Raw genomic sequence first — 25,584 nt, 5'->3', positions numbered from 1 at the left:
GAGCCGGTGGCCGCTGTTCGACGCACCGATCTCTCCCACACGGGCTGCCCGGCCAACTTTCCGCCGCCCGGGCGACGCCGCACGGCCAGTGCGGTGAATCAGTGGCTACCTGAAGGTGAATTCTCGGCAACGTGCGGTCGATGCCTTGATCCACCCCTTGGGGAGTGGCCTGGCCGTGCGCTTACGCTGGCCACATGGACGTGAACGTGGCCGCCGCCGCTGCCTGCGCCATAGCCGGGCTCGGCGTAGGCCTCACCGCCTCCATCGCCTTCCGTTGGAGCGAGCGCGAGCAGGCCAGGAGCAGACACGGCGGAACAGGCGGCAAGAACCACGGCCGGTACCAGGGACTGGGCACCGGCAACCCCGAGCCGCCACTGCCGCCGGGGGTCGACACCGTGCTCTCGGTGCTCCGCTCCTGCGCGATCGTGCTGGGCGAGGGCGACGAGGTGGTCAAGGCCAGCTCGGCGGCGTACGCGATGGGCCTGGTGCGCGGCGGCGCCGTCGCCGTGGACCAGATGCTCGCGCTGGCCCGCGCCACCCGCCGGGACGGCGAGATCCGCCAGGTCGAGCTGGAGGTGCCCCGACCGGGCGCGGCCCGCGCGGCCGAGCCGCTCGCGGTCTCCGTCCGGGTCGCCCCGCTGGGCTCCCGGCTGGTGCTGGTGCTGGTCGAGGACCAGACCGACCGGCGCCGGGTGGAGGCCGTCCGCCGGGACTTCGTGGCCAACGTCAGCCATGAGCTCAAGACCCCGGTCGGCGCCCTGTCGCTGCTCTCCGAGGCGGTCGCCGACGCGTCCGACGACCCGGAGGCGGTGCAGCGCTTCGCCGGCCGGATGCAGGTCGAGGCGACCAGGCTGGCCAGCCTCGTCCAGGAGATCATCGACCTCTCCCGGGTCCAGGACGACCGGTTGATGGTGGACCCGGAGCCGGTCGCCGTGGACGAGCTGATCGCCGAGGCGATCGACCGCTGCCGCCAGCAGGCCGCCGCCAAGCAGATCCTGATCGCGGCGGGCGGCATCGCCGGCCTCTACCTGCACGGCAACCGCGGCCAGCTCGCCGCCGCGCTCGGCAACCTGGTCGAGAACGCCGTCAACTACAGCCCGCCCCGCACTCGGGTGGCGATCGCCACCCGGCGCATCTCCAGCGCCGCGGCGCTCGGCGAGGCGGACGGCGAGCTCATCGAGATCTCGGTCACCGACCAGGGCATCGGCATCTCGGAGAAGGACCGCGAGCGGGTCTTCGAGCGCTTCTACCGCGTCGACCCGGCCCGGTCCCGGGCCACCGGCGGCACCGGCCTCGGCCTCTCCATCGTCAAGCACGTGGCCGCCTCGCACGGCGGCACCGTCTCGGTGTGGAGCGTCGAGGGGCAGGGCTCGACCTTCACCGTCCGCCTGCCCGCCGGACAGGTGCCCGCCGACGAGGAGCCGGACGAGCCCGACGAGCCCGACGAGCCCGACGCCGAAGGGCCTGCCGCCGCACCCCGAACCCGTCCGCTCTCCGCCGGGGAGCGGGAACCACACCTGTCAGCCACAACCCCTCAGCGTGCCCCGGAGGCCCGATCGTGACCCGAGTACTGGTGGTCGAGGACGAGGAGTCGTTCAGCGACGCCCTCTCGTACATGCTCCGCAAGGAAGGCTTCGAGGTGGCCGTCGCCGCCACCGGCCCCGACGCGCTGGAGCAGTTCGAACGCAACGGCGCCGACCTCGTCCTGCTCGACCTGATGCTGCCGGGCCTGCCCGGCACCGAGGTCTGCCGCCAGCTCCGGGTGCGCTCCAGCGTCCCGGTGATCATGGTGACCGCCAAGGACAGCGAGATCGACAAGGTGGTCGGCCTGGAGATAGGTGCTGACGACTACGTCACCAAGCCGTACTCCACCCGCGAGCTGGTCGCCCGGATCCGCGCGGTGCTGCGCCGTCGCGGCGAGGACGGCGGCGCGGGCGAGAACGGCGGCGGCCCGGGCGCCCTGGAGGCGGGCCCGGTCCGGATGGACGTGGACCGGCACGTGGTGACGGTGGACGGGGCCAAGGTCGACCTGCCGCTCAAGGAGTTCGACCTGCTGGAGATGCTGCTGCGCAACGCGGGCCGGGTGCTCACCCGCATGCAGCTGATCGACCGGGTCTGGGGCGCGGACTACGTGGGCGACACCAAGACCCTGGACGTCCACGTGAAGCGTCTCCGGGCCAAGATCGAGCCGGACCCGGGCGCGCCGCGCTACCTGGTCACCGTCCGCGGCCTGGGCTACAAGTTCGAGCCGTAAACCGCGGGCACCCCGCCCATGCGGAAGGCCCCCGCCGGCAGTCGGCGGGGGCCTTCGCGATGCTCCCGGCGGCCCCGTGCGGGCTCGCCGGGAGCGGGTGCCGCCGTCAGTGGGCGGCCGGGACGGCGGGGATGGTGGCGCCGGCCGGGACGGCTGCGCCGCTGGTCGGGGCACCCGGGGTACCAGGAGTGCCCGGAGCGCCCGGGGTGGTGGCGCCGGTGGTCGGGGCGGACGCGGTCGGGGAGGAGGAGCTCTTCGGCGGCGTGGTGCTCGCCGCGGGGGTCGGCCCGAAGCCCTTGTACAGGCCGCGGCCGTTCTCGCCCGCGTCCGAGTTCACGCCGGCCCGGGCCTCGACCTTCTGGCCGTCCTTGAAGGTGAACGTCGTGGCGGCGAAGCCGCCGACGTGGACGGAGGTGGAGGAGACGGAGGCGGACGGGTTGCCCTGGCCGCCGATCGCCACCGCGCCGCCGGCCGGGACGACGATGCTCGACAGCGGGGCGCCCGCGGCGTCCGTGAAGGTGGCGGTGGCGCCGTTGCCGACGGTGATGGACTGCAGCTCGGCCGGGGTGGTCGCGGTGTTCGCGATGTTGACGACCACGTTGGCGGGGCCGGTGTAGTCGCCGGCGGTGCCCTCCCCGGTGACGACCACGATGTTGTTCAGCCGGAGGTTCGCTCCGAGCGTCGCTGCCGCGTTGTCGGGCTTGATCTGCAGGGTGTCCGGCGCGTTGCCGGCCGCGCAGGACGACAGCGAGGCGATGGCGATGGCGGCGATGGCGGCGATGCTGCCGCGTCGAAGGCTCCGGCTCACGGCGGCGGCTTCTCCTCAGGTCACGTGTCGGTAGGTCAGGTCTCAGATTATCGACCTCGCTTATGCGCTCCTCACGGGGTGGTCCCCCGTGTCGCACTCCCGGGGACCGCCGGAGGCCGTCCGGGCGTACGGTCGGCATGTCACGGTCACATCGAGGACAAGCTTCGACCAGGATCGGATAACGATTCGGACGCGACCCGGGAAAGGGTGAAAGCTCAAGATCCAATCACGGGTGCGGGGGTGTTGCGCAAGGGTTTCGGCGAACCCCGGAACCGCCTCCGACCTGCGGGAAGCCCCCGTCGAACATCGGCCGCAGCACGTCATGGGGGTCCTTGTCAAGCCCCGAGACCGGCCCTGACCTGCGAAAACGCCCTTCGGGTGCGCCGAGAAGCGTGTTATTCTGGAAAGCCACGGAAGGGGTCCTGTCACATGACGTTCAAGGTTGGCGACACGGTGGTCTACCCCCATCACGGGGCCGCGCTGATCGAGGCCATCGAGATTCGCCAGATCAAAGGTGTGGACAAGACCTACCTGGTGCTCAAGGTGCAGCAGGGAGACCTGACGCTCCGCGTGCCCGCCGAGAACGCGGAGTTCGTCGGTGTGCGCGATGTAGTCGGCCAGGAGGGTCTGGACCGGGTCTTCGAGGTGCTTCGCGCACCGTACACGGAAGAGCCGACCAACTGGTCCCGTCGCTACAAGGCGAACCTGGAGAAGCTCGCCTCGGGTGACGTTATCAAGGTCGCCGAGGTTGTGCGCGACCTCTGGCGTCGCGAGCGCGAGCGCGGCCTCTCGGCCGGCGAGAAGCGGATGCTCGCGAAGGCGCGCCAGATCCTCGTCAGCGAACTCGCGCTGGCGGAGAACACCAACGAGGACAAGGCGGAAACGCTGCTCGACGAGGTCCTCGCCTCGTAGCGCACGCGTCACCGCAGTGCAGTCGGGCTGCCGCCCAACGCTCACAGCGCCCGGTGCCGGCGCGCCGCTCCTCGGACGAACCGTCCGGGAGTGGTGCAGTGGCACTTCGGGCGCTGAGGCGTGTCCGGACGACGCCTCCCGCCCGAGCCGGTCCCAGGCCTGCAAGACCGTTTCTGCGGAGCTGTGCGGCGGGCAGCGGACCGTGGTTCTTCGGAAGGGGCCCGGTGCGCCCGCCGGGCACGCCATGGCCATACCCACTTCGCCGAAGGAGTGAAACCTGAACGCGTCAGCAGCAGTCGCAGCAGCAGTGGTGCCCGCCGCCGGACGCGGTGAGCGGCTGGGGCCAGGAGCCCCGAAGGCCCTGCGGGAACTGGGCGGTGTGCCGCTCCTGGTGCACGCCGTCCGGGCGCTGGCCCGCAGCCGGGCGGTCGGCCTGGTCGTGGTCGCCGCGCCCGCGGACGGGGTGGCCGAGGTGGTCGCCCTGCTGGACAGCCACGGGCTGGACGGCAAGGACATCCGGGTGGTGGCCGGTGGCGCGACCCGCCAGGAGTCGGTCCGGCTGGGCCTGGCCGCGATCCCCGAGGACGTCGAGATCGTCCTGGTGCACGACGCGGCCCGCCCGCTGGTCCCGGTCGAGGTGGTGGACGCCGTCGCGGCCGCCGTCCGGGCCGGGGCACGGGCGGTGGTCCCCGCGGTGCCGCTGGCCGACACCGTGAAGCGGGTCGAGCCGAATCCGGGCCGCCCCGAGCCGGTGCTCGACACGCCCGAGCGGTCCACCCTGCGCGCGGTGCAGACCCCGCAGGGCTTCGACCGGGCCACCCTCGCCGAGGTGCACGCCAGGGCGCTGGCCGAGGAGAGCGCCGGCACCGCCGACGCGCCGCCGGTCACCGACGACGCCGGCCTGGTCGAGCGGTACGGCGGCCAGGTCGTCGTGGTGCCCGGCCACGAGGAGGCGTTCAAGGTCACCCGCCCGCTGGACCTCGTGCTCGCCGAGGCCGTACTCGCCCGCCGGAGGGCCGCCGATGCCTACTGAGCCGATGCCTACTGATCCGTTGATCCCCCGCGTCGGGATCGGCACCGACGTGCACGCCTTCGAGGCCGGCCGCCCGCTCTGGGTGGCCGGGCTGGAGTGGCCGGACGCCGAGACCGGGCTGTCCGGGCACTCGGACGCCGACGTCGCCGCGCACGCCGCCTGCGACGCGCTGTTCTCGGCCGCCGGGATCGGCGACCTGGGCGCCCACTTCGGCACCGACCGCCCGGAGTGGGCCGGCGCCTCCGGGGCGAAGCTGCTCGGCGAGGCGGCCCGGCTGGTCCGCGAAGCGGGCTTCGAGATCGGCAACATCGCGGTCCAGGTGATCGGCGTCCGGCCGAAGATCGGCAAGCGGCGGGCCGAGGCGCAGGCCGCGCTCTCGGAGGCGGCCGGGGCCCCGGTTTCCGTCTCCGGCACCACCACGGACGGGCTGGGCCTCACCGGCCGGGCCGAGGGGCTGGCCGCGATCGCCACCGCCCTGGTGTACGAGCGGCATTGAGCCGGTGGGCCCGCTTGCCGGTGGGCCTGGTCGGCCAGTTCGGTCAGTTCGGTCGGTCAGTCCGGTCGGCGGGCTCGGTCGGTGAGCCGGAGGCTGCTGAGGTGAGCGGGCCGGGAAGAATCCGCGGCTGACGGGTGTTCACCAGGCCTGGTGGGGGCCCGAGTCGATACTGTGCGGTTCCGGGCCCGCGCGGGGTTTCCCCCTCGGGCCGTACCGCCGCCGACGAGATGAGGATTCCTGCATGAGCGCTCAACTCTCCGACCGTGCCAAGGCGTTGATCGACGGCAAGAGCTTCGCCGTAGTCTCCACGATCCAGCCCGACGGCAGCCCCCAGTCCTCGGTGGTCTGGGTCAAGCGGGACGGCGACGACATCCTGTTCTCCACCGTCGAAGGCCGCCGCAAGCACCTCAACCTGGTGCGGGATCCGCGCGTCTCGATCCTGCTCAACCCGGCGGACAGCCCGTACGAGTACCTGGAGGCGCGCGGGGAGGTCACCCTGACCACCGAGGGCGGCCGGGAGCTGATCGACGAGCTGGCCGCCAAGTACCGGGGGGTGGACAAGTACACCTGGGACGGCCCGGACGACGTCCGGGTGACGGTGCGGCTCACCCCGCGCAAGGTGGTCGGCAGCGTCTGACGTTCCCGCCCGCAACTGCCGTTCCCCGGGATCACACCACCGTTGTCCCGGGGAATGTGGCGGGGCACCCCCCGCTGCCCACTACGCTTGACGCTGTGAGCATTCGTCTGTACGACACCAGCACCCGCCAGGTACGCGACTTCGTCCCGCTTGTACCGGGTTGTGTCTCGATCTACCTGTGCGGCGCTACCGTCCAGTCGGCGCCTCACATCGGACACATCCGGTCCTACCTCGACTTCGACATCATGCAGCGGTGGTTCGCGTACCGCGGCTACCAGGTGACCTTCGTCCGGAACGTCACCGACATCGACGACAAGATCATCGCCAAGGAGCGCGAACTCGGCACGCCGTGGTGGCAGATCGCCTACGAGAACGAGCGCGCCTTCAACGACGGCTACAGCGCCCTCGGGTGCCTGCCGCCGACCGTCGAACCGCGGGCCACCGGGCACATCCCCGAGATGGTCGAGATGATGCAGGGGCTCATCGCGCGGGGCCACGCCTACGCGGCCGACGGCAACGTCTACTTCGACGTGAAGTCGTACCCCGACTACCTCGCGCTCTCCAACCAGAAGCTGGCCGACCTGCGCCAGCCCGAGGGCGACGGCGAGACCGGCAAGCGGGACCAGCGCGACTTCGCGATGTGGAAGGCCGTCAAGCCGGGCGAGCCGAGCTGGGACACCCCGTGGGGCCGCGGGCGCCCGGGCTGGCACCTGGAGTGCTCGGCGATGGCCCACAAGTACCTCGGCGAGGCCTTCGACATCCACGGTGGCGGGCTCGACCTGATCTTCCCGCACCACGAGAACGAGATCGCCCAGTCCAAGGCCTTCGGCGACGACTTCGCGGGCTTCTGGGTGCACAACGCCTGGGTCACCCTGGCCGGTGAGAAGATGAGCAAGTCGCTGGGCAACTCGGTGCTGGTCGCCGAGATGGTCCGGACGTGGCGGCCGATCGTGCTCCGCTACTACCTGGCGGCCCCGCACTACCGCTCGATGATCGAGTACAGCGAGGAGTCGCTGCGCGAGGCCGAGGCCGGATTCGGCCGCATCGAGGGCTTCATCCAGCGCGCCGTCGAACGCTGCGGGACGGTCGACGCGGCGCCCGAGGTGCCGCCGGCCTTCGCCGAGGCGATGGACGACGACTTCGGTGTTCCGCAGGCGCTGGCCGTCGTGCACACCGCCGTCCGCCAGGGCAACAGCGCCCTGAACGCGGACGACAAGGAGAGCGTGGTGGCGCGACTCGCCGAGGTCCGTGCGATGCTCGGAGTACTGGGCCTCGATCCGCTCGACCCGCACTGGGCCGGGACGGAGCGCGGCGAGGACCTCCACGGCGTCGTCGACTCGCTGGTCCGCCTGGTCCTGGACCAGCGGCAGGCGGCGCGCGAGCGCAAGGACTTCGCCACCGCGGATGCCATCCGCGACCAGCTCGGCCTGGCCGGGCTGGCGATCGAGGACACCCCGTCCGGCCCGCGCTGGACGATCAACAGCCAGTAACCCCGTCTCACGATCGGGGTGAGGGTGGGCCGTACCGGACCGGTGCGGCCCTCCCGCATGACGTAGCGCATGTCGACGGCCGCCGCCGGACAGAAACGGGGCGGCCGGGCATGCCGGACAGACAGGAAGTAAGCCATGGCCGGCAACAGTGCACGCAGGAACCGCCGCAACCCCGGATCAAAGAAGGGCGCGTCTGTCGGTACCGGCGGCCACAGCCGGAAGGCGCTCCAGGGCAAGGGCCCGACCCCGCCCGGGACGGAGCGCAAGGGCCACCCGAAGCAGCGCGCGGCCAACGCCGCGATCAAGCGCGAGCGGGATGCCAAGGCCCGCGCCGGCATGCGCCGGGCCGGTGCCGGCGGCCGCGGCGGCCGGGGCGGCGCGGGCAGCGCCGAGCTGGTCTTCGGCCGCAACTCGGTGGTCGAGGCCCTGCAGGGCGGCGTGCCGGCCAACGCGCTGTACGTCCAGCAGTTCATCGACACCGACGACCGCGTCCGCGAGGCCTTCCAGGCCGCCAACGACCGCGGCATCCCGCTGATGGAGGCCCCGCGCCCGCAGCTGGACCAGATGACCGGCGGGCTCAACCACCAGGGCCTGGTGCTCCAGGTGCCGCCGTACGAGTACGCGCACCCCGAGGACCTGCTGGTCGAGGCCGCCGACGCCGGCCAGGAGGCGCTGATCATCGCGCTGGACGGCGTCACCGACTCGCGCAACCTCGGCGCCGTCGTCCGCTCCGCCGCCGCCTTCGGCGCGCACGGCGTGGTCATCCCCGAGCGCCGTGCGGCCGGCATGACCGCCGGTGCCTGGAAGACCTCCTCGGGCGCCGCCGCCCGGCTGCCGGTCGCCCGGGCCACCAACCTCACCCGCACCCTGGAGGCCTACCAGAAGGCCGGCCTGATGGTGGTCGGCCTGGCCGCCGACGGCGAGGGCGAGCTGGGCGACCTGGAGCTGCTGACCGGCCCGGTGGTGATCGTCGCGGGCAGCGAGGGCAAGGGCCTGTCCCGACTGGTCGCGGAGACCTGCGACCTGCGGGTGCGGATCCCGATGTCCGGCTTGACCGAGTCGCTGAACGCCGGCGTCGCGGCCGGCATCGTGCTGTACGAGGCCGCTCGACTGCGCGCCAAGCGCTGAGTGCTGAGTGCTGGACGGTGAACGCTGAATGGTGAGCCCTGAGTGTTGAGCACACGAGGGGTGCGGAGCGCAGGCGTTCTTCCGAATTCTCCGTAAACCGAGTGAAAAGCGATCGGGCCCGACTGGGCTCGATCGCTTTTTTCATGATCACTTCAAGTGTGCGCCGGACATCCACTCGGGAGAGTGTCCTAAGCGGCGGTCACCCGGTTAGACGGGCGTGGACACCAGAACACCTCGGCGCCCCCTGTTCGGCGGCAGCAGTACCGGGATAGACGCGGACCCCGCCCTCAACACCGTCAAGGTGGAGTCGGACCCCGCGCGGCTCAGCAGCACCCAGGCGAGCTTCCGGCTCCGGCTCGGCGCCCCGGTGGCGCCGCTGATCGAGGCACCGGCCGGACTGCTGTCCACCGGCGCCGCGTTCGGCGACCCGTACGCCAACCAGGGCCTGATCCGCCGTCCGCTGGTCACCCCGCAGGTCGTCGTGCCTGCCTCCGCCGTCCCCGTACTGGCCGGGGCCGGGGCCGGTGGCGGCCCGCGCCGCAAGGGCCGGGTCACCGCCGTCACCTGGACCGGGCAGGCGCCCCCCGGGGACCTCGCGGCCACCCGGCTGCTGGAAGCGGTCCAACGCGGCGGCACCCCCGGGGGCGGCGTCGGCCTCGCCGAGGCGGACACCCAGGTGATCCCGTCCATCGCAGGCGCCCGGACCGTCCCGCGCCAGCCCCGCGAAGGCTCCGGCACCGCCACCGACGCGGGCGTCGGACCGGTCGGCGAGCCGCACGGCTGGACCCCGAGCGGCGAACTGCCCGAGGTCTCCGCCACCGACGCCGAGGGCAAGCAGCCCTGGTACCCCGGCCGCCGGGTCGACCTCGGCCTGGTGCTGCTGCCGCTGCGCGCCGTCCTGGGCGCGCTCTCGGTCTACGCCGGGTTCAGCAAGCTCTGCGACCCGGTGTACTTCGACGGCGGCGAACGCGGCTCGATGATGCGCTGGCTCTCCTCGCTGCACCCGTGGAAGGTCGCCGAGCCGCTGCTGTCCTTTGCCATGGCGCACCCGGTGGGCGCCGGCCTGGCGGTGTCGTTCACCGAGATCGTGGTCGGCGTGCTGACCGTCCTCGGCCTCTGGCAGCGGCTCGCGGCCGGCGCGGCGATGGTGCTCTCCGCCGCGCTGCTGTTCACCGTCAGCTGGCGGGCCGTCCCCGTCTACGACACGCCCGACCTGATCTTCCTCGCGGCCTGGAGCCCGCTCCTGATCGCCGGAGCGCCGTTCGCCTCACTGGACGGCCGGCTCAACCTGGAAGCCTGGCGGCGGTTCGGCGCCGACGCGCCCCGGGCGCTGCGCCGCCGGGTGCTGCGCCGGGGCACCGTCGTCACCGCGGTCGTCGTCGGCCTGACCCTGCTGCTCGGCTCGATGCTCGGCGCCGCCGTCCGCACCGGCGCCCGGGCACACCAGGCGCCGAGCCGACCGGCCACCGACTACGGCACCCCGGTCTGGCCGTCCGGCGGCCCCTCCGGCGCCCCGGCGGGCAAGGGCCCGTCCACCTCACCCTCACCCGCCGCCCCGCGCCCGGCCACCCCGACGCCGAACGCCACCACGCCGGCCAACGCGCAGGCCTCCAAGCCGGCCACCCCCACCCCCAGCGGCAAGGGACACAACGGCAAACCGGAGACCGGCGCGGGCACCTCTCCGGCTCCCGCCGCCCCGACCGGGGCGGGCGGCTCCGCCCCCGCGCCGCGCAGCACCCCGGGCCCCGGCAGCTCGGGCCAGGCGCCCAAGCCCAGCCCCAGCTCCGGCGGGCTGCTCGGCGGGGTGCTGGGCAGCGCTCCGCTGGCCGACCTGTCCGGCAGCGGCCGGGCCTCCCGTCCGGAGGCGCCGGCCGCGACCTGAGGGGTCCGAGGCTCCGGTCTGAGGGTCAGGGCTCAGGGCTCAGGGCTCAGGGCTTGAGGGGCCGGGGGCTTCGGGTCTGAGGGCCGAGGTGTCGGGACACGCCGATCGGCCGGGTGCTCCGTGGGGGAGCACCCGGCCGATCGGCGTCCCATCGTCTGGGCGGACTTGGCCCCCTCCGGCGGGTACTGCGGGTACTGCGAGTACTGCGGGGACTACGGGTACTGCGGGCGCCCGGGCCCGCTACTGCGGGGCGCGGCCGGCGCCGGCCGCGAGCTCCTTGGCAGCCTCCGTGAGGTCCTTGGCGGTGTCGATCGCGCGCCAGTACACGCCCTGCGGCAGCTGGTAGCCCGCCAGCCGCTTCCCGCGCGCGAGCTGGGGGAAGGTGGTGCGCTCGTGGTCGCCCACGTCCGGCAGCAGCTCGGCGAACTCCGGGCTGAACACGTACAGGCCGGCGTTGATCAGGAAGGGCGAGGGCGGCGCCTCGATGAAGTCCAGCACGTTGCCGAACTGGTCGGTCTCCACGGCGCCCCACGGGATCCGCGGCCGGGCCAGCGCGAGCGTCGCGACGGCGTCCCGCTCGTGGTGGAAGGCGGCCATGTCGCGCAGGCTGAAGCGCGTCCAGATGTCGCCGTTGGTGGCGTACCAGGGCTCGTCCGGGCGGGGCAGCGCCTTGGCCGCGTACTTGAGGCCGCCGCCGCGCCCGAGCGGCTCCGCCTCGACCACCGTGCGCACCCGCAGCGGCAGGTCCGCCTTGTCCAGCCACTCCTCCAGCACGTCGGCGAGGTGCCCACAGGAGACCACCACATCGGTGACGCCCTCGGCGGCGAGCCAGGCCAACTGGTGGCCGAGGATCGGCGTGCCCGTCCCCGGGATCTCGACGAGCGGCTTCGGGCGGTCGTCCGTGTAGGGGCGCAACCGGGAGCCCTGGCCGCCGGCCAGGATGACGGCCTGGGTGACGGGCGTCGACGTCGGCCGGGGCGAGAGCGGCTGCGGAGGGTTCAGGGACTGCGGGGACTGGGAGGAGTGGGAGGACTGCGGGGACTGCGGGGACTGCAGGGACTGCGGGGACGCGAGGTCGGCGGCGGGGCCGGAGTCAGCGGTCATGCCTGAACAATAGGACGCAGACGCGAACGCAGACAGATGCCGGCCCCGGCCGAGGTTGTCCCCGGACGAGGCCCGGCCGCGTGACTGTCAGCCCACGACACCCGACGCGAACGACCCGTCGCAGACCGGGCGGGCGAAGGAACGGGCCCGCTGGACGTCGCCCTGGTACTTGCGCACCGCCGCCTTGCCCAACTCGGTGGCCAGCGAGGTGCAGTACGGCGTCAGGGCGGGCTGCTCGCGCATCGAGTGCTCCAGCAGGTCCAGCGCGGCGGACGGGTTCTTCGCGCGCAACTCGTCCAACAGGGCCACCCGCAGCGACTCCTGCGGGGCAAGGCCGTCCGGGGCCTTGGTCGCGGTGGTGGAACGCCCGATCCCGGCCCCGTCGCCGCTGGACGCCGCCACGACCTGCTGGTCGAGTCCGGTCGGCGGGGCCCAGGGAACCCGGGTCACGGCGAGGGTGCCGGTGGTCACCAGGACGACCGGCAGGGTCAGGGCGACGGTCTGGCCGATACGGCGCACAAGCTGCTTCACCCTCAGGAGAGTAGCGGTGGGTGCGGGCCGGATCGCCCTCCGTTACACCATCGAGTGACGCACTGTCCGGGTTCGTCCCTGCACCGTGTTGACGCGGGGGTGTACGGACGGAGCCCGCCGGACCGGGGAGGGTCCGACGGGCTCCGTCGTCGCGTTTGTCCTCGCGCGTCCGCCGTGGCGTCAGCTGCTGAGGCGCAGGCCGGTGCTGGTGGAGAAGACGTGGGTCTCGTTGGCGATCGGCACGACGTGGATCGTCTCGCCCCGGGCCGGGATCTGGCGGCCGGGCACGCGCACGACCAGGTCCTGGTCCTTGCCGCTGAGCTGGGTGGTGCCGTAGACGAAGCCGTCCGAGCCGAGCTCCTCGACCACGTTCACGGTCACCGCGACGCCCTCGATGCCCCCGGAGGAGACGATCTCGAAGTGCTCGGGGCGGACGCCGACGGTCACCGTCTTGTCGGTGCCGGCGCCGGCCAGGTCCTCGCGCGAGATGTTGACGACCGAGCCGCCGAACTTCACGCCGCCGTCGACCAGCGGCACCTCGACCAGGTTCATGGCCGGCGAGCCGATGAAGCCGGCCACGAACAGGTTGGCGGGCCGGTCGTACATGTTGCGCGGAGTGTCGACCTGCTGCAGCAGGCCGTCCTTGAGCACCGCGACGCGGTCGCCCATGGTGAGCGCCTCGGTCTGGTCGTGGGTCACGTACACGGTGGTGATGCCCAGACGGCGCTGCAGGCCGGCGATCTGCGTACGGGTCGAGACGCGGAGCTTGGCGTCCAGGTTCGACAGCGGCTCGTCCATCAGGAAGACCTGCGGCTGGCGGACGATCGCACGACCCATCGCCACGCGCTGGCGCTGACCGCCGGAGAGCGCCTTCGGCTTGCGGTCCAGCAGCTCGGTGAGGTCGAGGATCTTCGCGGCCTCCTCGACCTTCGTGCGGATCTCGGCCTTGTTCACGCCGGCGATCTTGAGCGCGAAACCCATGTTCTCGGCGACCGTCATGTGCGGGTACAGCGCGTAGTTCTGGAACACCATCGCGATGTCCCGGTCCTTCGGCGGCAGGTGGGTGACGTCCCGGTCGCCGATCCGGATCGCGCCGCTGTTGACGTCCTCCAGGCCGGCCAGCATGCGCAGGCTCGTCGACTTGCCGCAGCCCGAGGGGCCGACCAGCACGAGGAACTCGCCGTCCGCGATCTCCAGCTCCAGGGCGTCCACCGAGGGCTTGTCCGCCCCGGGGTAGACGCGCGTCGCCTGGTCGTACGTGACAGAAGCCATGATGATGCTCTCCTTCACCGGCAGGAACGTGCCGGACGATCCGAGTAAAGGGGGTCAGTTGAACTCCGCCGGCCCGCCAGTGGTCTGAACCACTGCACGACCCGGCTCCCGGCGACGCTACCTGCGCTTCCGCCGCTTGTCAGCCCCCACCGCCCCCGATTTCGGCATCGGTTCCATCACGCGCCTCCCACCCCACCAACCCCCGGATATCCCACCACCCCGCCACCCCGGCCCGGTAGACTGCCCCCGGTGCCGCCGTGATCCGTCGCGGACGGCCACCGTGCCTCCTTAGCTCAGCTGGCCAGAGCACCGCTCTTGTAAAGCGGGGGTCGTCGGTTCGAACCCGACAGGGGGCTCACAGTGCGAAGGGCCGGCTCGGCGTTTGTCGGGGCGGCCCTTCGGCGTTTTCGGGGTCAGTCGGGTGGGAGGGTGAGGGTGGCGACGGCGCCGCCGGTGGGGTGGTTGGTGAAGGTGAGGGTGGCGTCGATGACGCGGGCGTGGCCGGTGGCGATGGTGAGGCCGAGGCCGTGGCCGCGGCCGCGTTCGGGGGCGTTGGTGCGGAAGCGCTGGGGGCCGTGGTGGAGGAGGTCGTCGGGGTAACCGGGGCCGTGGTCGCGGACGGTGATGCGGTGGCCGTCGACGTGGAGGTGGACGGGGGCGGCGCCGTGGCGGTGGGCGTTGAGGAGCAGGTTGCCGAGGATGCGGTCCAGGCGGCGGAGGTCGGTGCGGACCTGGCGGTCGGCGGCGACTTCGACGGTGACGTCCAGTCCGGTGAGGGAGACGGTCCGGCGAACCGCGCGTTCCATGGGGATGGCGGAGAGGTCGGGGGCCTCGGCGTCCGCGTCCAGGCGGGAGACTTCCAGGAGGTCCTCGACCAGGCCGCGCAGGGCCTGGACGCGGTTCCGGACGAGTTCGGTGGGCCGGCCGGGCGGTAGCAGTTCGGCGGCGGTGACCAGGCCGGTGAGCGGGGTGCGCAGTTCGTGGGCGACGTCGGCGGTGAAGCGCTGCTCGTCGGCGAGGCGGCGGTGCAGGGTGCGGGACATCAGGTCGACGGCGGCGGCGAGGTCGGCCACCTCGTCCTTGCCGTCGATGAGTTCGCCGATCCGGGTGTCCGTCCCGCCGGCGGCGATGCCCCGGGCGGCGGTGGCCGCGGTGCGCAGTCGGCGGCTGATCCGGTCCGCGACGAGCACGCCGGCCAGCACGGTGGTGAAGACCGCGGCGACCACGGTCAGCAGGATGATCCGGTCCAGGTCGGCGATGGCCTGCCGGTCCTGGGCGAAGTCGACCCGGACGGAGAGCACGCCCTGCTGCACCGGGCCGGCGGCCCACATGGACTCGCTCTTGCCGTCGGCGGCGAGCAGTGAGCCCTGCCGGCCGCCGCCGGCGAGGGTGCGCAGCCGCTCGGGCAGGGCCGGGTCGTTGAGGGCGACGCCCGGGCCGATCAGTTCGTCGCGGCCGTAGCCGGCCAGGGACGTGTCGAGGGCGGCGAGCGTCGCGGCGCGGGCCTGGTCGACGTGCTGACGGATCATCGCCTGGTGGACGAGCAGGCCGACGGCCACCGCGACCAGTACGGAGATGGCGGCGACGGCGGTGGCGATCTGGCGGCGCAGGGTCATGCCGGACGTCGCAGCTTGTAGCCGAACCCGCGGACGGTCTCGATCCGGCCGGAGCCGATCTTGGCGCGCAGCCGTTGCACGTGGACGTCCACGACCCGGGTGTCCGCGCCCCACTCGTAGTCCCAGACGCGTTCGAGCAGGGTGGAACGTTCCAGCACGATGCCGGGTGCGGCGGTGAACTCCAGCAGCAGCCGGAGCTCGGTGGGGGTGAGCGGGACGAGGCGGCCGTCCACGCGTACTTCCATGCTGTCGGTGTCCACCTGCAGGCCGTCGAAGCTGCGGACGGCGGGGGAGGACGGGGCGGCGTCGGGTCGTGGAGCCGGGGCTGCCGAGGCTGCCGAGGCCGCCGCGCGGGCCGCCGGGGAGTCCGCCGGCGGGACCGGGGCGTCCGCCGGCGCAGGGGCCTCGGTCGGCGGGACGACGCGGACGCGGCGCAGCACCGTACGGATCCGGGCGACCAGGACGGCGCTCTCGAAGGGCTTGACGACGTAGTCGTCCGCGCCGGCCTCCAGCCCGGAGACCACGTCCACCGGGTCGGTGCGCGCCGACATCATCAGGATCGGCAGCTGGCTCTCCTCACGGATCCGACGGCAGAGGCCGACCCCGTCGAGCAACGGCAGCATGACGTCCAGCAGGAGCAGGTCGGGCCGGACGGCGTGGAAGGCCTCCAGGCCCTCCAGGCCGTCGGCGGCGGTGCTGACCGGGAAGCCGTAGCGCTCCAGGGCCATCCGGGTGGCCTCGCGGATCACCTCGTCGTCCTCGACCAGGAGGATGTGCGGGTGGGCGGGGGACGGCGCGGGGGTCATCGCTTCGGCTCCGGGGACACGGCGGGTGCGGCGGGTGCGGCGGGGGCGACGGGTACGGCGGGGGTGGCGGAGACGGCGGCGGACGGCCGGGGTGCGCGCGGTGATGCGACGGCCGCGCCGGGCGCCTGCGGCGGTCCGACGACGTTGGGACCGCCCTGCACCGGGCCGGCCTTGGGGGTGGCGGTCGGCTGGGCGGTGTCCGGGCTGGTGGGCGGGAGGACGCCGAGGCCTTCGTCCTTGCGCTCCAGCAGGACGAGCCTGACCCCGTCCCAGCTGTAGTGGCTGCTGGTGCGGACGTAGACGCTGGTCGACTCGTACAGCCACAGGTCGGAGCCGATGGTCGCGGCGCTGAAGGTCCGTTGGACCTGCACCGACAGGATGGGCAGGAGGCGGTCCTCGGCGAGGGTGTAGGCGTGCAGGACCACCGGTCCGGGGGTGGTGACGGCGGTGATCAGTTCGGGTTGGCCGTCTCCGGTGAGGTCGCGGAACTCGGGGGTGCGGATCTCGGATCCGGTGGCGGCGTTGAGGGTCCGGCGTTCCTCCGGGATCAACGTCGGGTCCTTGGCGAGGACGGCGCGGACGTCGACCGCGGTGATGTCCCGCCCGGGGACCGTCAGGTCCGGTACGGGCTCCGGCGGGGCCTGGGTGGCTCCGGCGGCCCCGGTGGCGACCGGGGGCGGCGGCGAGGAGGCCAGGTCCGGCCAGAGCGGCCGGGTGCTGGGCGGCGGTGTGACGGACTGGGCCGGGCCGCGGTCCCGCAGGCCGCCGGGGGTGGCTGGGCCGAAGGCCAGCGCGGCGAGCGCGAGCAGGACGACCAGGCCGGCCAGGGCCGCCACGGGGACGGCGCCGGGCCGGCGACGGGGTGCGGGTGTTGCTGCCACGGTCGGGGTTCGTCCTCCTGGTCTGCGGCGCGGTGCCGGTCCTCCGCCTCCGTGGCCGTCCTGGTAGTAGGTCGCCCGGCTGGCGGCCGGTGGTTCCGGGGCCCGGGTCAGGCCAGGTCCGCCAGCACGATGATGTTGTCCGTCCAGTGGCCGTCCGAGCCGATCCGCCCGCCGCAGGTGATCAGCCGCAGCGCGGGCGCGGGCGTGTCGCCGTAGACCTGCTCGGTGGGGAAGCCGTCCTTCGCGGCCTGCAGCATCGTACGGACCTTGAAGTCGACGGTGCTGCCGTCCGCGCGCCGTACCCGGACCAGGTCGCCGGGCCGCAGCTTCGGCAGCTGCCGGAAGACCGCGGGGCCGTGCACGGTGTCGTAGTGCCCGATGAGGACGGCAGGGCCGGCCTCGCCCGGGGTGGGGCCGTTGCGGTACCAGCCGACCTCGTCGCCCCGGTCGGCGGCCGGCACCTGGACCGTCCCGTCGGTGTTCAGGCCGAGGTCGGTCACCGGGGCGTCCACCCCGGCGGCGGGGACCAGCAGGCGGGTCGGCGGGGAGGCGGTCAAGGGCTTCGGGGTGGGGGCCCCGGCGGTTCCGGTGCCTCCGGTGGTCCCGGTGGTTCCGGTGGTCCCGGTGGTTCCGGCGGCGGGTGCGGTCGGCGGGGTGTCCGAGCCGGTGCCGTGCCCGGACGACTCGATCCGCACCACCGGAGCCTCCGGGCGGGACAGTGCCAGCGAGGTGCCGAGCACCAGGCAGAGCAGGCCCACCGTGCCGAAGGCCGTACGGCGCAGGATGCTCGGGCCGGGCTTGGCGGCGCGGCGCCGTCCGCGTACGGGCCCGCTGCCGCTCTTGTGCCCGCGTTCGTTGTCGCGTTCGCGCCCGTGCCGTTGCCCGCGTCCGCGTTCGCGTCCGTGCCCGCGCTCCTCCCGTTCGGCCTCGGCGCGGCCTCGGCTGTCGGTCCCCGCCGTCGGGGCAGCCCCGGCGCCGTTCCCCCCACTGGCCAGGTGCGGAGGAACGGCGCCGGGGCGCCCGGCGGACTCGGGACCGGTGTCAGCCGCGCGCACCGGAGCGGCGGCGCAGGACGGCGAAGCCCAGCGCACCGGCGCCGACGGCCGCGACGGCGCCGCCGCCCGCGAGCATCAGGCCGGAGCCGTCGGTGGCGCCGGAGCCGTCACCGGCCTGCGCGGCGCCCTTCGGCACCTCGCGGACCTGCGGCTGGGTGCCGTTGGGCGCCTGCGGGGCGGCGGGCGTGGCGCCGGCCACACCCTTGGCGGCGCCCGCGGCGGGAGCCGCGGACGGCGTGGCGGTTGCGACGCCCGAGGAGGGGGACACCGCGGGCGCGGGTGCGGCGGGTGCGACGCCCGTGGAGGGGGAGGCGACGGCGGCGGGGGCGGTCGCGACGGGCTTCGGCGCGCCGTCGGCCCAGGCCTGCCCGCCGGTGACGGCGGCCAGCAGCGCGGCGCCGGTCAGGGCGCAGGCCGCCAGGACGCGGCGGGCGGGGGAGCGATCGGTACGGCTCCTGCTCATGGGGGTTTCTCCATCCGGATCGGAATGCAGCTCGGTCTTCCCGGCTGTCTTCGCGTCTTCGTGTCTTGTGTGTCTTGGGGACTCGGTGTCTTGGTGACTTCGGGTCTTCGGGTCTTTCGGGACTTCATGTCGTCGCGTCGCGTCACGACCGGCGTCACGGACCGCGTCGCTCAGGACGTCGCGGATCGTGTGACGCGGGTGGTCGCGGACGTCCGTCGTCGGCGCCGGACGCGCACGTCCTCGTCGCGGACGCCTTCCGGCCGGCGCGGCCGTACGGCCGGGTCGGTCTGACCCGGGGCCGGTACGGCCGGTGTGGCCGGGGCGTCGTCAGTGACGCTAGGAGGCCCGTGTCGCGGTCCTCGGCCGGTCGTGTCACGGCCGGTCATCGGCCGTCCATCGGCTGCGTAACGGGGCTGCGTAACGGGGCTACGTAACGGTCGTCGCCCTCGACGTCACGGCGGGTACCGCTCCGCATCGCGCCGACGGGCGGTGAGTGCCCCCGCCCCCGGCTGCGTACCCATGGGTGGGGACCGATCGGACCGACAGAATCGGGCCGACGGATTCGGACCAACAGAGAGGTGGCAGTGATGAGCATGCTGGCCAACCTGGTGCCGGCGTTGCGGCACCCGCGCAAGCGGGCCGGAGCCGGCAAGGAGACCGGGAACTCGAAGACGAACGACCGTAGCCGCCGCCGTGGAACCAAGTCGCAGCACTGACGGCTTCGCCGTCCTGTCAGGGCCGGGTCCTCGCGGACCCGGCCACGTCCCAGGGTCTGGACTCGTACCGTGTGGTCGCTGCGGCGCCTGATGGCCGTCGACGGGGATGCCGGCGGCGGGAACGCCGGTAACGGGAACGCCGGTGACGGCCGGGCGGATCCGGTGGTCGAGCCGGCGCCGGCCGTCCCGCTGCGGCGGGTGTTCGGGCGGTTCTGGCCCTACACCCGCGGGGGCCGGCGCTGGCTGGTCCTGCTGCTGGGGTTCGTCCTGCTCGGGCCGGTGGTCGACGCGACCGCGATCTGGCTGTTCAAGGTCGTCGTCGACGAGGTGCTGGTGCCGCGCAGGCTGGGGCTGTTCCTGCCGATCGCGCTGGGGTACGCCGGGCTGACGCTGGTGGCAGGGGGCCTGCGCTTCGCCGACGAGACGACTTCGGCCTGGGTCAGCGAGCATTTCCTGCTCGCCCTGCGCACCGACGTGTTCCGGCACCTGCAGGGGCTTTCGCTGGGCTTCTTCGAGCGGCGGCGGCTCGGCGACGTGCTGTCGCGGCTGACGTCGGACGTCGAGGCGGTCGAGACCTTCCTCCTCTCGGGCGTGCTCGACGCGGTCGCGTACGTCGCCGAGTTGGCCGTCTTCCTGGGCGTGTTGTTCTATCTGCGCTGGGACCTGGCCGCCGTGGCCCTGGTCGTCGCGCCGGTGTTCTGGTTCACCGCGCGGCGCTTCTCGGTGCTGGTGAAGGCCGCGTCGCGGGAGCGCCGGCGGCGCAGCGGTTCGGTGAGCGCGCTCGCCGAGGAGACGCTGGGCAACATCGCACTGGTGCAGGCGTACAACCGGCAGGACTGGGAGCAGGAGCGGTTCCGCCGGGAGAGTCTGGCGCGGTTGCGGGCGACGATGGCGGCGACCCGGCTGCGGGCGCTGTTCGCGCCGATCGTGGAGCTGCTGGAGCTGGTCGGGGCGCTGACCGTGCTCGGGCTGGGGGCCTGGGAACTCACCAACGGCCGCCTGACCCTGGGCGAACTCCTCGTCTTCGTCGCCCTGTTGAGCCGCCTGTACAGCCCGATCCGGGGGATCTCGCGGCTCAGCAACGGCTTCTACTCCGCTTCGGCCGCCGCCGAGCGGATCATCGAACTGCTCGACCAGCGCCCGCAGGTGACCGATCCGCCGGCCCTGCGGCGCCTGCCTCCGCTGAGCCCGGCCCGGATCCGCGGCGCGGTGGACTTCGACGGGGTGTGGTTCCGCTACCCCGACACGACCAGGGTGGCGCTGTTCGACGTGTCCTTCCGTGCCGAGCCGGGCGAGACGGTCGCCCTGGTGGGAGAGAGCGGGGCGGGCAAGTCGACGGCCGCCAAGCTGCTGCTGCGGTTCTACGACCCGGAGCGCGGGGCCGTCCGGCTGGACGGCGTCGACCTGCGCCAACTGGCCCTGGCCGACCTGCGGGAGTACATCGCGGTCCTGCTGCAGGAGACCCTGGTGATCCACGGCACCGTCCGGGAGAACATCGCCTACGGGCGGCCGGACGCGACCGACGCGCGGATCGTCGAGGCCGCGAAGGCCGCCGACGCGCACGAGTTCGTCAGCCGGCTGCCGGACGGCTACGACACGCTGGTCGGCCGGCACGGCGGCCTGCTGTCCGGCGGGCAGCGGCAGCGGATCGCGATCGCCCGGGCGATGATCCGGGACGCACCGGTCCTGCTACTGGACGAGCCGACCACGGGGCTGGACGCGGAGTCCGGGCGGCGGGTCCTGGAGCCGCTGGGGCGGCTGATGAGCGGCCGGACGACGATCATCATCTCGCACAACCTGCTCACCGTACGGAACGCGGACCGGATCGTGCTCCTCCGCGGCGGACGGGTCGCCGCCTGCGGCACCCACGAGGAGCTGTTGGCCCGTGACGACGGCTACGCCCGGCTCGACCGGCTGCACCGGCCGCCGCGCCAGGGAGCGGCCCGATGAGACCCCAACGGCCCCTCGCTGCCGGAGAGTTCATCGCCCCCGGCTACCAGGTCCTGGCCCAGCTGTGCCGCACCGGCTGGCTCGACGTCTACGACTGCTGGAGCGAGGAACGGGACTGCCGCTGCGTCGTGAAGGTGCTCCGGCCCGACCGCCGCCGCGAACGCCGGCTGCGTGAACGCCTGCTCCGCGAGGGCCGCTGGCTGACCGAGTTCACCCACCCGCACCTGGTGCGCGGCTACGGCACCGGCGAACGCCCCCAGCCGTACGCGGTACTGGAGACCCTCACCGGCGAAACCCTCGCCCACCTGCTGGACCTCCGGCCGCGCCGCCCGGCCGCCACCGACCTGGCCCTGCTCGGCGTCCACCTCTGCTCGGCCACGCACTACCTGCACCGGCAGGGCCTGCTCCACCTTGACCTCAAGCCCTCCAACATCGTGATCGACTGCCGCCACGCCAAGGTGCTCGACCTCAGCATCGCCCGCCCCCCGGGGCCGGGCACCCCCGGCGTCGGCACCGACGGCTACCTCGCCCCGGAACAGGCCGCCGGCGGCCTCCTCATGGCGGCCACCGACGTCTGGGGCATCGGCGTCACTCTCTACGAGGCCGCCACCGGCACCGTCCCCTTCGACGGGGAACCCGTCGGCCCGGCGCCTCCGGTGACCCGCCTCCGTCGCCTCCCCCGCCCCCTCGCCGAGGCCATCGACGCCTGCCTCCGCCCCGACCCGGAGGACCGCCCAGGACTTCCCCAACTGGCGGACTCCCTGGACCGGTTGCTCTCCCAGGGGCGCCGCGCCACGCCACCGCCGGAGGAGTAGCCGCGGGCCGCGGTGACCCGTGGCCGCCGACTTTCGCCTGCCGGCCTCCGGTTTCTAGCGCGCCGCCCTGAGCTGCCGGAGGGTCCGGCCGGGCCCGAGCTTCCCGGCGTGGGCGGTGAAGAGTTCGGCGGCGCGGCGGTAGGAGAGGCGGGCGCGGCCGGTGTAGGGGCAGCGGTCGGGGGCGGGGGTGGTGGCGGGTGCGCGGCGGTCGGTGAGGAAGAGCGGGCCGGTGCCGCGGCCGACGATGAGGAGGGGCAGGAGGCGGGCGGTGCCGACCTGCCAGTGGACGGGGGTGTGTCCGGGGCGGGTGCGGCGGCGGGGGAGGTCGAGGTGGTCGGTGTCCAGGGCCAGGACGGTCTCGATCGCGGCGCCGGATTCGTGCAGCAGGTGCCAGAGCGTCTGCTCGCGCAGCGGCGCGCGGAGGGCGAACAGCGTCTGCAGTTCGTCGCGGGTCAACGGGCCTGCGGATGCGGCTGGTTGGGGCAGTTGGCGGGGGCGCAGGCCGGCCGTCGGGTCGCCGTCGATCCAGCCCTGGGCCTGCCACCAGGCCGCGGCCGCGCGCAGGGTGGAGAGTTCCCGGTTGAGCGTGCGCGGGTCGGTGTCCGCGCCGCGGTGGGCGACGGCGGCGCGGAGCCGGCCCGCGGTGTCCGGGTGGTCGAGCAGGGCGAGCGGCAGGACGGGCGGCCGGGCGCGCCGCCGTTCGGGGCCGGTGGGCGCGGGCCGGTCGGCGAGCGCCCAGGCCCAGGTGTGCAGCGCGATCCGGTAGATCCGCCGGGAGCCTTCGGCGAGCCCGGAGGCGGCCAGGTAGCGCTCGACGGCGACGGCGTACTCGACCGGGGGGAGTCCGGTCGCGGGCTCTGCCATGTTCGCTCTCTTCCGCAGTAAATCAACCACTAGAAGCCATGAAAAGAATACCCGACATGCGCAGTAAACAGCAGGTGAGAGGCCTTTTTGGCGCCATTTACTGCGGCAGTCGCGCCACCGCCGATAATTGACACGAAAAGGCTCAGGTTTTTCCGGGAAATCCTTGAATCCCGTCCCCCAGGAACCCAGACTTGCTGCCCATGGCAGTGGACACCGAACGGACCCCGGCCCGCCGAAGGCGCCTGGAAGGCCGTCTCGCCGTGCTGGGCGAGCGCGAATTCAGGTGGTTCTTCACCGGGTACACGACGTCCCTCGTCGGCTCCTCGATGGCGCCGGTGGCGGTGGCGTTCGCGGTGCTCGACGGCGGTGGCGGCGGCACCGACCTGGGGCGGGTCATGGCGGCCCGGATCCTCCCGGTGGTGCTGGTGCTGCTGGCCGGCGGGGTGATCGCCGACCGGCTCGGCAGCCGACGGGTGATGCTGGGGTCGGACGTGCTGCGCGGCCTGGTCCAGGCGCTGTTCGCCGGGCTGCTGCTGGTCGGGCACGCGCCGGTCTGGGCGATGGTCGCCCTGGTCGCGGCGTGGGGGATCGGCGAGGGGCTGTTCATGCCGGCCTTCGGCGCGATCGTGCCCGACCTGGTGCGCCGCAAGGAGCTGCTGGCGGACGCCAACACCCTGCTGGGACTGGCCCGTTCGGTGTCCACGGTGGTCGGACCGGCCGCGGCCGGCCTGGTGACCGCGGCGCAGGGCCCCGCCGCCGTACTGCTGGTCGACGCGGTGACGTACGGCGTCGGGGCCCTCGCGCTGGCCAGGCTGCGACTGCCCGAGCGCCGCGCGGCGGCCGGCGGCGGCGAATCGATGATCGGGGACCTGCGGTCGGGCTGGTCGGAGTTCGCCTCCCGCCCGTGGCTGTGGCTCACCACCGCGCAGATGGGCTTGTTCAACCTGCTGGTCTGGGCGCCGTTCCTGGTGCTCGGCCCGCTCACCGCGCAGCGGGACCTCGGCGGCGCCCGCGCCTGGGGCCTGGTGATGGGCGTGTACGGCGCCGGTGCGGTGCTCGGCGGGCTGCTGGTCCTGGGTCGCCGGCCCGCCCGGCCGCTCGCGGTGGCCACCGTGGCCGGCCTGGGCTGGGCGCTGCCGTCCGGGGCGCTCGCGGCCGGGGCGTCGTTGCCCTGGGTGGTCGCGGGCGCCCTGGTGGCGGGGGTCGGCTCGGCGGTCTGCGGCACGCTGTACGGCGCGACCATGCAGGAGTGGGTGCCGGTGGAACTGCTCGGCCGGCTGACCGCCTTCGGGGCGCTCGGCTCCTTCGTCCTCGGCCCGCTCGGCCTGGCGGCGGCCGGTCCGGTGTCCGACCGGTTCGGGACGGGCGCCGTGTTGCTGCTCGGATCGGTCTGGCAACTGGCTTCCGGGGCCGTAGTGTTGGGCATACCGGCCGTACGGAGCCGGCGCTGGGAGGAGGCGCCGGAGAACTGATCCACCCCTCGGACGGCTTCGGGGCGCACCCCCGGCCCCCGGTGCGGCCCACCGCGCACCGTGCCCGGCCGGCCCCGGAGCGCAACCGGCTGCCCCACCCGCGCACGCACGCCTCCGCGGCGGGCGGGGCGGCCGACCCGGTCGTACCGTGGAGGGTGCGGGGGTGACGGAGGAGGTTGACCAATGCCCGGCTCGCTCACCATCAGCCACCACGAATCCGCGGTCACCCTGGACCACGCGGACGCCGAACGGCTCGCCACGGTCCTGGCCGAGCTGGCGTACCTGCTGGAGATCCCGGGCCCGAACCGGATCAACGACGCACAGCTCGCGCTGCTCTGCGAGGGCCGCGCCCCGGACCGCGCCGAACTGGCGCACTGGTCCCAGACGGTCGCCGCCCAGCTGAAGGGGCGGCTCTGAAGAGGCGGCTCTGACCGGAGCCGCCCGGGCCGCCGGCCGCCCCGAAAACCCCGGCCGCTCCGCCGACTGCCCGCCGTACGATGGCGCGCGGGGCGGGGACGCCCTCCGGGTGCCGGGATGGCCGGCGGCCGGTCCGGCGGAGGGTGGGGGCCCGGGTATGCCGCAGTCCTGGTCGATGTCCTGGCTGACCGTGCCGACGCCGCTGCCCAGCGGCCCGATGCACATCGCGGTGACCCCGCTCGGCGTGGCGGCGGCCGGCTACGGCGGACACGACGGCGAGACGCCGCCCTGCACCGACGAGTCGAAGGCCACCGCCGTCACCGAGCGGATCGGCGCCTACCTGGCGGGCCGCACCCGTGAGTTGGGCCTGCCGATCGACTGGAGCCTGAGCTCCGGCCCGCACCGCGCCGTCCTGCAGACGCTCTGGCGTGAGGTGCCGTACGGCCGGACCGTCACGTACGGCGAACTGGCCGCCCGCAGCGGGGTGTTCGAGGACGTCACGGAGCCCGGCCTGGCCGCCCGGACGGTGGGGCAGATGATGGCCGCCAACCCTGTCGCCCTGCTGGTGCCCTGCCACCGGGTGGTGGCGGCGGACGGGCTCGGCGGCTTCGGCGGCGGCCGGGTCGGGATCGAGGTGAAGCGTTGGCTGCTCACCCTGGAGGGTGTGCTGGAGCCGACGCTCGACTGGAACGGGCCGCTGTGACGAGCCCCCGGGCGGGGTGCCGATGGGGTTAGATGGGCGGCGGGATTGCTGCGAGCTTCCTGCGGGGATTGCTGCGGGATTTGCGCACGTTCTCCGGTATGTTCGAATGAATAGTCGAACAGATATCGATCAGGTGATCTAGTCGTACTATTTGTTCGGTTATTTAGAACCACTCGTACGAGTGATTGCGGGTCGCCCTCGAACGGGCCCACCATGAAGCTGCAGCACGAATGTGCAAGATGGCACTTCATCGGGTATCGGGTATGCGAAGGGCTCCCC

25 protein-coding genes and 1 tRNA gene are annotated in these 25,584 nt (G+C 73.5%); 16 read left to right on the top strand and 10 right to left on the bottom strand.

Going from position 1 to position 25,584, the window contains the following annotated elements:
* The first annotated feature begins 194 nt into the window (after positions 1–194).
* Together AC0B61_RS07880 and AC0B61_RS07875 are read left to right on the top strand one after the other, a co-directional pair.
* The gene (locus AC0B61_RS07880; RefSeq protein ID WP_471739716.1) at positions 195–1,562 is read left to right on the top strand and encodes a sensor histidine kinase; all 1,368 of its coding nucleotides are present in this window, start codon (positions 195–197) and stop codon (positions 1,560–1,562) included.
* Positions 1,559–2,254 (top strand): response regulator, encoded by a 696-nt coding sequence (locus tag AC0B61_RS07875; RefSeq protein ID WP_471739715.1) that lies wholly within the window; start codon positions 1,559–1,561, stop codon positions 2,252–2,254. Before AC0B61_RS07880 ends, AC0B61_RS07875 begins: the two co-directional genes overlap by 4 nt.
* 106 nt (positions 2,255–2,360) lie before the next feature.
* On the opposite strand, the gene AC0B61_RS07870 is transcribed toward AC0B61_RS07875, so the two are convergent.
* The gene (locus tag AC0B61_RS07870; protein ID WP_471739714.1) at positions 2,361–3,062 is read right to left on the bottom strand and encodes a DUF461 domain-containing protein; all 702 of its coding nucleotides are present in this window, start codon (positions 3,060–3,062) and stop codon (positions 2,361–2,363) included.
* Between the two features lie 429 nt (positions 3,063–3,491).
* Here AC0B61_RS07870 and AC0B61_RS07865 point away from each other — a divergent pair, with 429 nt between their 5' ends.
* From AC0B61_RS07865 to AC0B61_RS07835, 7 genes are all read left to right on the top strand, one after another.
* Positions 3,492–3,974, top strand: coding sequence for a CarD family transcriptional regulator (locus AC0B61_RS07865; RefSeq protein WP_030244332.1), 483 nt, complete (start codon positions 3,492–3,494; stop codon positions 3,972–3,974).
* Between the two features lie 277 nt (positions 3,975–4,251).
* Positions 4,252–5,007, top strand: coding sequence for a 2-C-methyl-D-erythritol 4-phosphate cytidylyltransferase (ispD, locus tag AC0B61_RS07860; RefSeq protein ID WP_471739803.1), 756 nt, complete (start codon positions 4,252–4,254; stop codon positions 5,005–5,007).
* Positions 5,008–5,011: 4 nt separating this feature from the next.
* Positions 5,012–5,503 (top strand): 2-C-methyl-D-erythritol 2,4-cyclodiphosphate synthase, encoded by a 492-nt coding sequence (gene ispF / locus AC0B61_RS07855; RefSeq protein ID WP_471739713.1) that lies wholly within the window; start codon positions 5,012–5,014, stop codon positions 5,501–5,503.
* A gap of 241 nt (positions 5,504–5,744) precedes the next feature.
* Positions 5,745–6,140 carry a PPOX class F420-dependent oxidoreductase gene (locus tag AC0B61_RS07850; RefSeq protein WP_471739712.1) on the top strand — a complete coding sequence of 132 codons (396 nt, stop codon included), beginning with the start codon at positions 5,745–5,747 and terminating at the stop codon, positions 6,138–6,140.
* A 95-nt stretch (positions 6,141–6,235) separates the two neighbouring features.
* On the top strand, positions 6,236–7,630 hold the full coding sequence (gene cysS, locus AC0B61_RS07845) for a cysteine--tRNA ligase (protein WP_471739711.1): 1,395 nt from the start codon (positions 6,236–6,238) through the stop codon (positions 7,628–7,630).
* Positions 7,631–7,765: 135 nt separating this feature from the next.
* The gene (rlmB, locus tag AC0B61_RS07840) at positions 7,766–8,758 is read left to right on the top strand and encodes a 23S rRNA (guanosine(2251)-2'-O)-methyltransferase RlmB (protein ID WP_471739710.1); all 993 of its coding nucleotides are present in this window, start codon (positions 7,766–7,768) and stop codon (positions 8,756–8,758) included.
* A 217-nt stretch (positions 8,759–8,975) separates the two neighbouring features.
* Positions 8,976–10,640: a DoxX family protein gene (locus tag AC0B61_RS07835; RefSeq protein ID WP_471739709.1), complete on the top strand. Its 1,665-nt coding sequence runs from the start codon at positions 8,976–8,978 to the stop codon at positions 10,638–10,640.
* Between the two features lie 240 nt (positions 10,641–10,880).
* On the opposite strand, the gene AC0B61_RS07830 is transcribed toward AC0B61_RS07835, so the two are convergent.
* From AC0B61_RS07830 to AC0B61_RS07820, 3 genes are all read right to left on the bottom strand, one after another.
* Complete coding sequence (locus tag AC0B61_RS07830; protein WP_471739708.1) at positions 10,881–11,744, bottom strand: nucleotidyltransferase family protein; 864 nt, start codon at positions 11,742–11,744, stop codon at positions 10,881–10,883.
* An 87-nt stretch (positions 11,745–11,831) separates the two neighbouring features.
* A complete protein-coding gene (locus AC0B61_RS07825) occupies positions 11,832–12,275 on the bottom strand; it encodes a hypothetical protein (RefSeq protein ID WP_471739707.1) in 444 nt (147 codons plus the stop codon).
* 180 nt (positions 12,276–12,455) lie between these two features.
* Positions 12,456–13,547, bottom strand: coding sequence for an ABC transporter ATP-binding protein (locus AC0B61_RS07820; protein WP_471739706.1), 1,092 nt, complete (start codon positions 13,545–13,547; stop codon positions 12,456–12,458).
* A gap of 282 nt (positions 13,548–13,829) precedes the next feature.
* On the opposite strand from AC0B61_RS07820, the gene AC0B61_RS07815 reads away from it, so the two are divergent.
* Positions 13,830–13,903, top strand: a tRNA-Thr gene (locus tag AC0B61_RS07815).
* A 57-nt stretch (positions 13,904–13,960) separates the two neighbouring features.
* On the opposite strand, the gene AC0B61_RS07810 is transcribed toward AC0B61_RS07815, so the two are convergent.
* The 5 genes from AC0B61_RS07810 to AC0B61_RS07790 all read right to left on the bottom strand — a co-directional run bounded on the left by AC0B61_RS07810 (position 13,961) and on the right by AC0B61_RS07790 (position 18,368).
* Positions 13,961–15,163 carry a sensor histidine kinase gene (locus AC0B61_RS07810; protein ID WP_471739705.1) on the bottom strand — a complete coding sequence of 401 codons (1,203 nt, stop codon included), beginning with the start codon at positions 15,161–15,163 and terminating at the stop codon, positions 13,961–13,963.
* Positions 15,160–15,969 (bottom strand): response regulator, encoded by an 810-nt coding sequence (locus tag AC0B61_RS07805; RefSeq protein ID WP_471739704.1) that lies wholly within the window; start codon positions 15,967–15,969, stop codon positions 15,160–15,162. Before AC0B61_RS07805 ends, AC0B61_RS07810 begins: the two co-directional genes overlap by 4 nt.
* On the bottom strand, positions 15,966–16,850 hold the full coding sequence (locus tag AC0B61_RS07800) for a hypothetical protein (RefSeq protein WP_471739703.1): 885 nt from the start codon (positions 16,848–16,850) through the stop codon (positions 15,966–15,968). The genes AC0B61_RS07805 and AC0B61_RS07800 overlap by 4 nt, the downstream gene beginning before the upstream one ends.
* Before the next feature lie 107 nt (positions 16,851–16,957).
* Positions 16,958–17,905, bottom strand: coding sequence for a class F sortase (locus AC0B61_RS07795; protein WP_471739702.1), 948 nt, complete (start codon positions 17,903–17,905; stop codon positions 16,958–16,960).
* Positions 17,892–18,368, bottom strand: a complete 477-nt coding sequence (locus AC0B61_RS07790; protein ID WP_471739701.1) for a hypothetical protein — start codon at positions 18,366–18,368, stop codon at positions 17,892–17,894. Before AC0B61_RS07790 ends, AC0B61_RS07795 begins: the two co-directional genes overlap by 14 nt.
* A 587-nt stretch (positions 18,369–18,955) precedes the next feature.
* On the opposite strand from AC0B61_RS07790, the gene AC0B61_RS07785 reads away from it, so the two are divergent.
* The 3 genes from AC0B61_RS07785 to AC0B61_RS07775 all read left to right on the top strand — a co-directional run bounded on the left by AC0B61_RS07785 (position 18,956) and on the right by AC0B61_RS07775 (position 21,849).
* Positions 18,956–19,084 (top strand): hypothetical protein, encoded by a 129-nt coding sequence (locus tag AC0B61_RS07785; protein ID WP_471739700.1) that lies wholly within the window; start codon positions 18,956–18,958, stop codon positions 19,082–19,084.
* A 69-nt stretch (positions 19,085–19,153) separates the two neighbouring features.
* On the top strand, positions 19,154–21,034 hold the full coding sequence (locus AC0B61_RS07780; protein WP_471739699.1) for an ABC transporter ATP-binding protein: 1,881 nt from the start codon (positions 19,154–19,156) through the stop codon (positions 21,032–21,034).
* Complete coding sequence (locus tag AC0B61_RS07775) at positions 21,031–21,849, top strand: serine/threonine-protein kinase (protein ID WP_471739698.1); 819 nt, start codon at positions 21,031–21,033, stop codon at positions 21,847–21,849. Before AC0B61_RS07780 ends, AC0B61_RS07775 begins: the two co-directional genes overlap by 4 nt.
* Positions 21,850–21,903: 54 nt before the next feature.
* Here AC0B61_RS07775 and AC0B61_RS07770 read toward each other — a convergent pair whose 3' ends face one another.
* Positions 21,904–22,713 (bottom strand): hypothetical protein, encoded by an 810-nt coding sequence (locus AC0B61_RS07770; protein ID WP_471739697.1) that lies wholly within the window; start codon positions 22,711–22,713, stop codon positions 21,904–21,906.
* Between the two features lie 200 nt (positions 22,714–22,913).
* On the opposite strand from AC0B61_RS07770, the gene AC0B61_RS07765 reads away from it, so the two are divergent.
* The 3 genes from AC0B61_RS07765 (at position 22,914) to AC0B61_RS07755 (ending at position 25,305) form a co-directional block, all read left to right on the top strand.
* The gene (locus tag AC0B61_RS07765) at positions 22,914–24,185 is read left to right on the top strand and encodes an MFS transporter (protein ID WP_471739696.1); all 1,272 of its coding nucleotides are present in this window, start codon (positions 22,914–22,916) and stop codon (positions 24,183–24,185) included.
* 183 nt (positions 24,186–24,368) lie between these two features.
* A complete protein-coding gene (locus AC0B61_RS07760) occupies positions 24,369–24,602 on the top strand; it encodes a hypothetical protein (RefSeq protein ID WP_471739695.1) in 234 nt (77 codons plus the stop codon).
* Positions 24,603–24,759: 157 nt separating this feature from the next.
* Positions 24,760–25,305, top strand: a complete 546-nt coding sequence (locus AC0B61_RS07755; RefSeq protein WP_471739694.1) for a methylated-DNA--[protein]-cysteine S-methyltransferase — start codon at positions 24,760–24,762, stop codon at positions 25,303–25,305.
* Positions 25,306–25,584: the final 279 nt, after the last annotated feature.

It is taken from the genome of Kitasatospora sp. NPDC023385 (genome assembly GCF_055664045.1).
The sequence above is the reverse complement of the archived record's forward strand: the minus strand, read 5'-3'. Positions and strand labels throughout refer to the sequence as shown.

Bases quoted from the DNA above. Each gene is read 5' to 3' on its own strand.
- rlmB (WP_471739710.1), top strand. From the start codon at position 7,766: ATGGCCGGCAACAGTGCACGCAGGAACCGCCGCAACCCCGGATCAAAG.
- AC0B61_RS07810 (WP_471739705.1), bottom strand. From the start codon at position 15,163: ATGACCCTGCGCCGCCAGATCGCCACCGCCGTCGCCGCCATCTCCGTA.
- ispF (WP_471739713.1), top strand. From the start codon at position 5,012: ATGCCTACTGATCCGTTGATCCCCCGCGTCGGGATCGGCACCGACGTG.
- AC0B61_RS07850 (WP_471739712.1), top strand. From the start codon at position 5,745: ATGAGCGCTCAACTCTCCGACCGTGCCAAGGCGTTGATCGACGGCAAG.
- AC0B61_RS07775 (WP_471739698.1), top strand. From the start codon at position 21,031: ATGAGACCCCAACGGCCCCTCGCTGCCGGAGAGTTCATCGCCCCCGGC.
- AC0B61_RS07755 (WP_471739694.1), top strand. From the start codon at position 24,760: ATGCCGCAGTCCTGGTCGATGTCCTGGCTGACCGTGCCGACGCCGCTG.
- AC0B61_RS07790 (WP_471739701.1), bottom strand. From the start codon at position 18,368: ATGAGCAGGAGCCGTACCGATCGCTCCCCCGCCCGCCGCGTCCTGGCG.
- AC0B61_RS07830 (WP_471739708.1), bottom strand. From the start codon at position 11,744: ATGACCGCTGACTCCGGCCCCGCCGCCGACCTCGCGTCCCCGCAGTCC.
- AC0B61_RS07770 (WP_471739697.1), bottom strand. From the start codon at position 22,713: ATGGCAGAGCCCGCGACCGGACTCCCCCCGGTCGAGTACGCCGTCGCC.
- AC0B61_RS07760 (WP_471739695.1), top strand. From the start codon at position 24,369: ATGCCCGGCTCGCTCACCATCAGCCACCACGAATCCGCGGTCACCCTG.
- AC0B61_RS07880 (WP_471739716.1), top strand. From the start codon at position 195: ATGGACGTGAACGTGGCCGCCGCCGCTGCCTGCGCCATAGCCGGGCTC.
- AC0B61_RS07785 (WP_471739700.1), top strand. From the start codon at position 18,956: ATGAGCATGCTGGCCAACCTGGTGCCGGCGTTGCGGCACCCGCGCAAG.
- AC0B61_RS07805 (WP_471739704.1), bottom strand. From the start codon at position 15,969: ATGACCCCCGCGCCGTCCCCCGCCCACCCGCACATCCTCCTGGTCGAG.
- AC0B61_RS07865 (WP_030244332.1), top strand. From the start codon at position 3,492: ATGACGTTCAAGGTTGGCGACACGGTGGTCTACCCCCATCACGGGGCC.
- AC0B61_RS07820 (WP_471739706.1), bottom strand. From the start codon at position 13,547: ATGGCTTCTGTCACGTACGACCAGGCGACGCGCGTCTACCCCGGGGCG.
- AC0B61_RS07765 (WP_471739696.1), top strand. From the start codon at position 22,914: ATGGCAGTGGACACCGAACGGACCCCGGCCCGCCGAAGGCGCCTGGAA.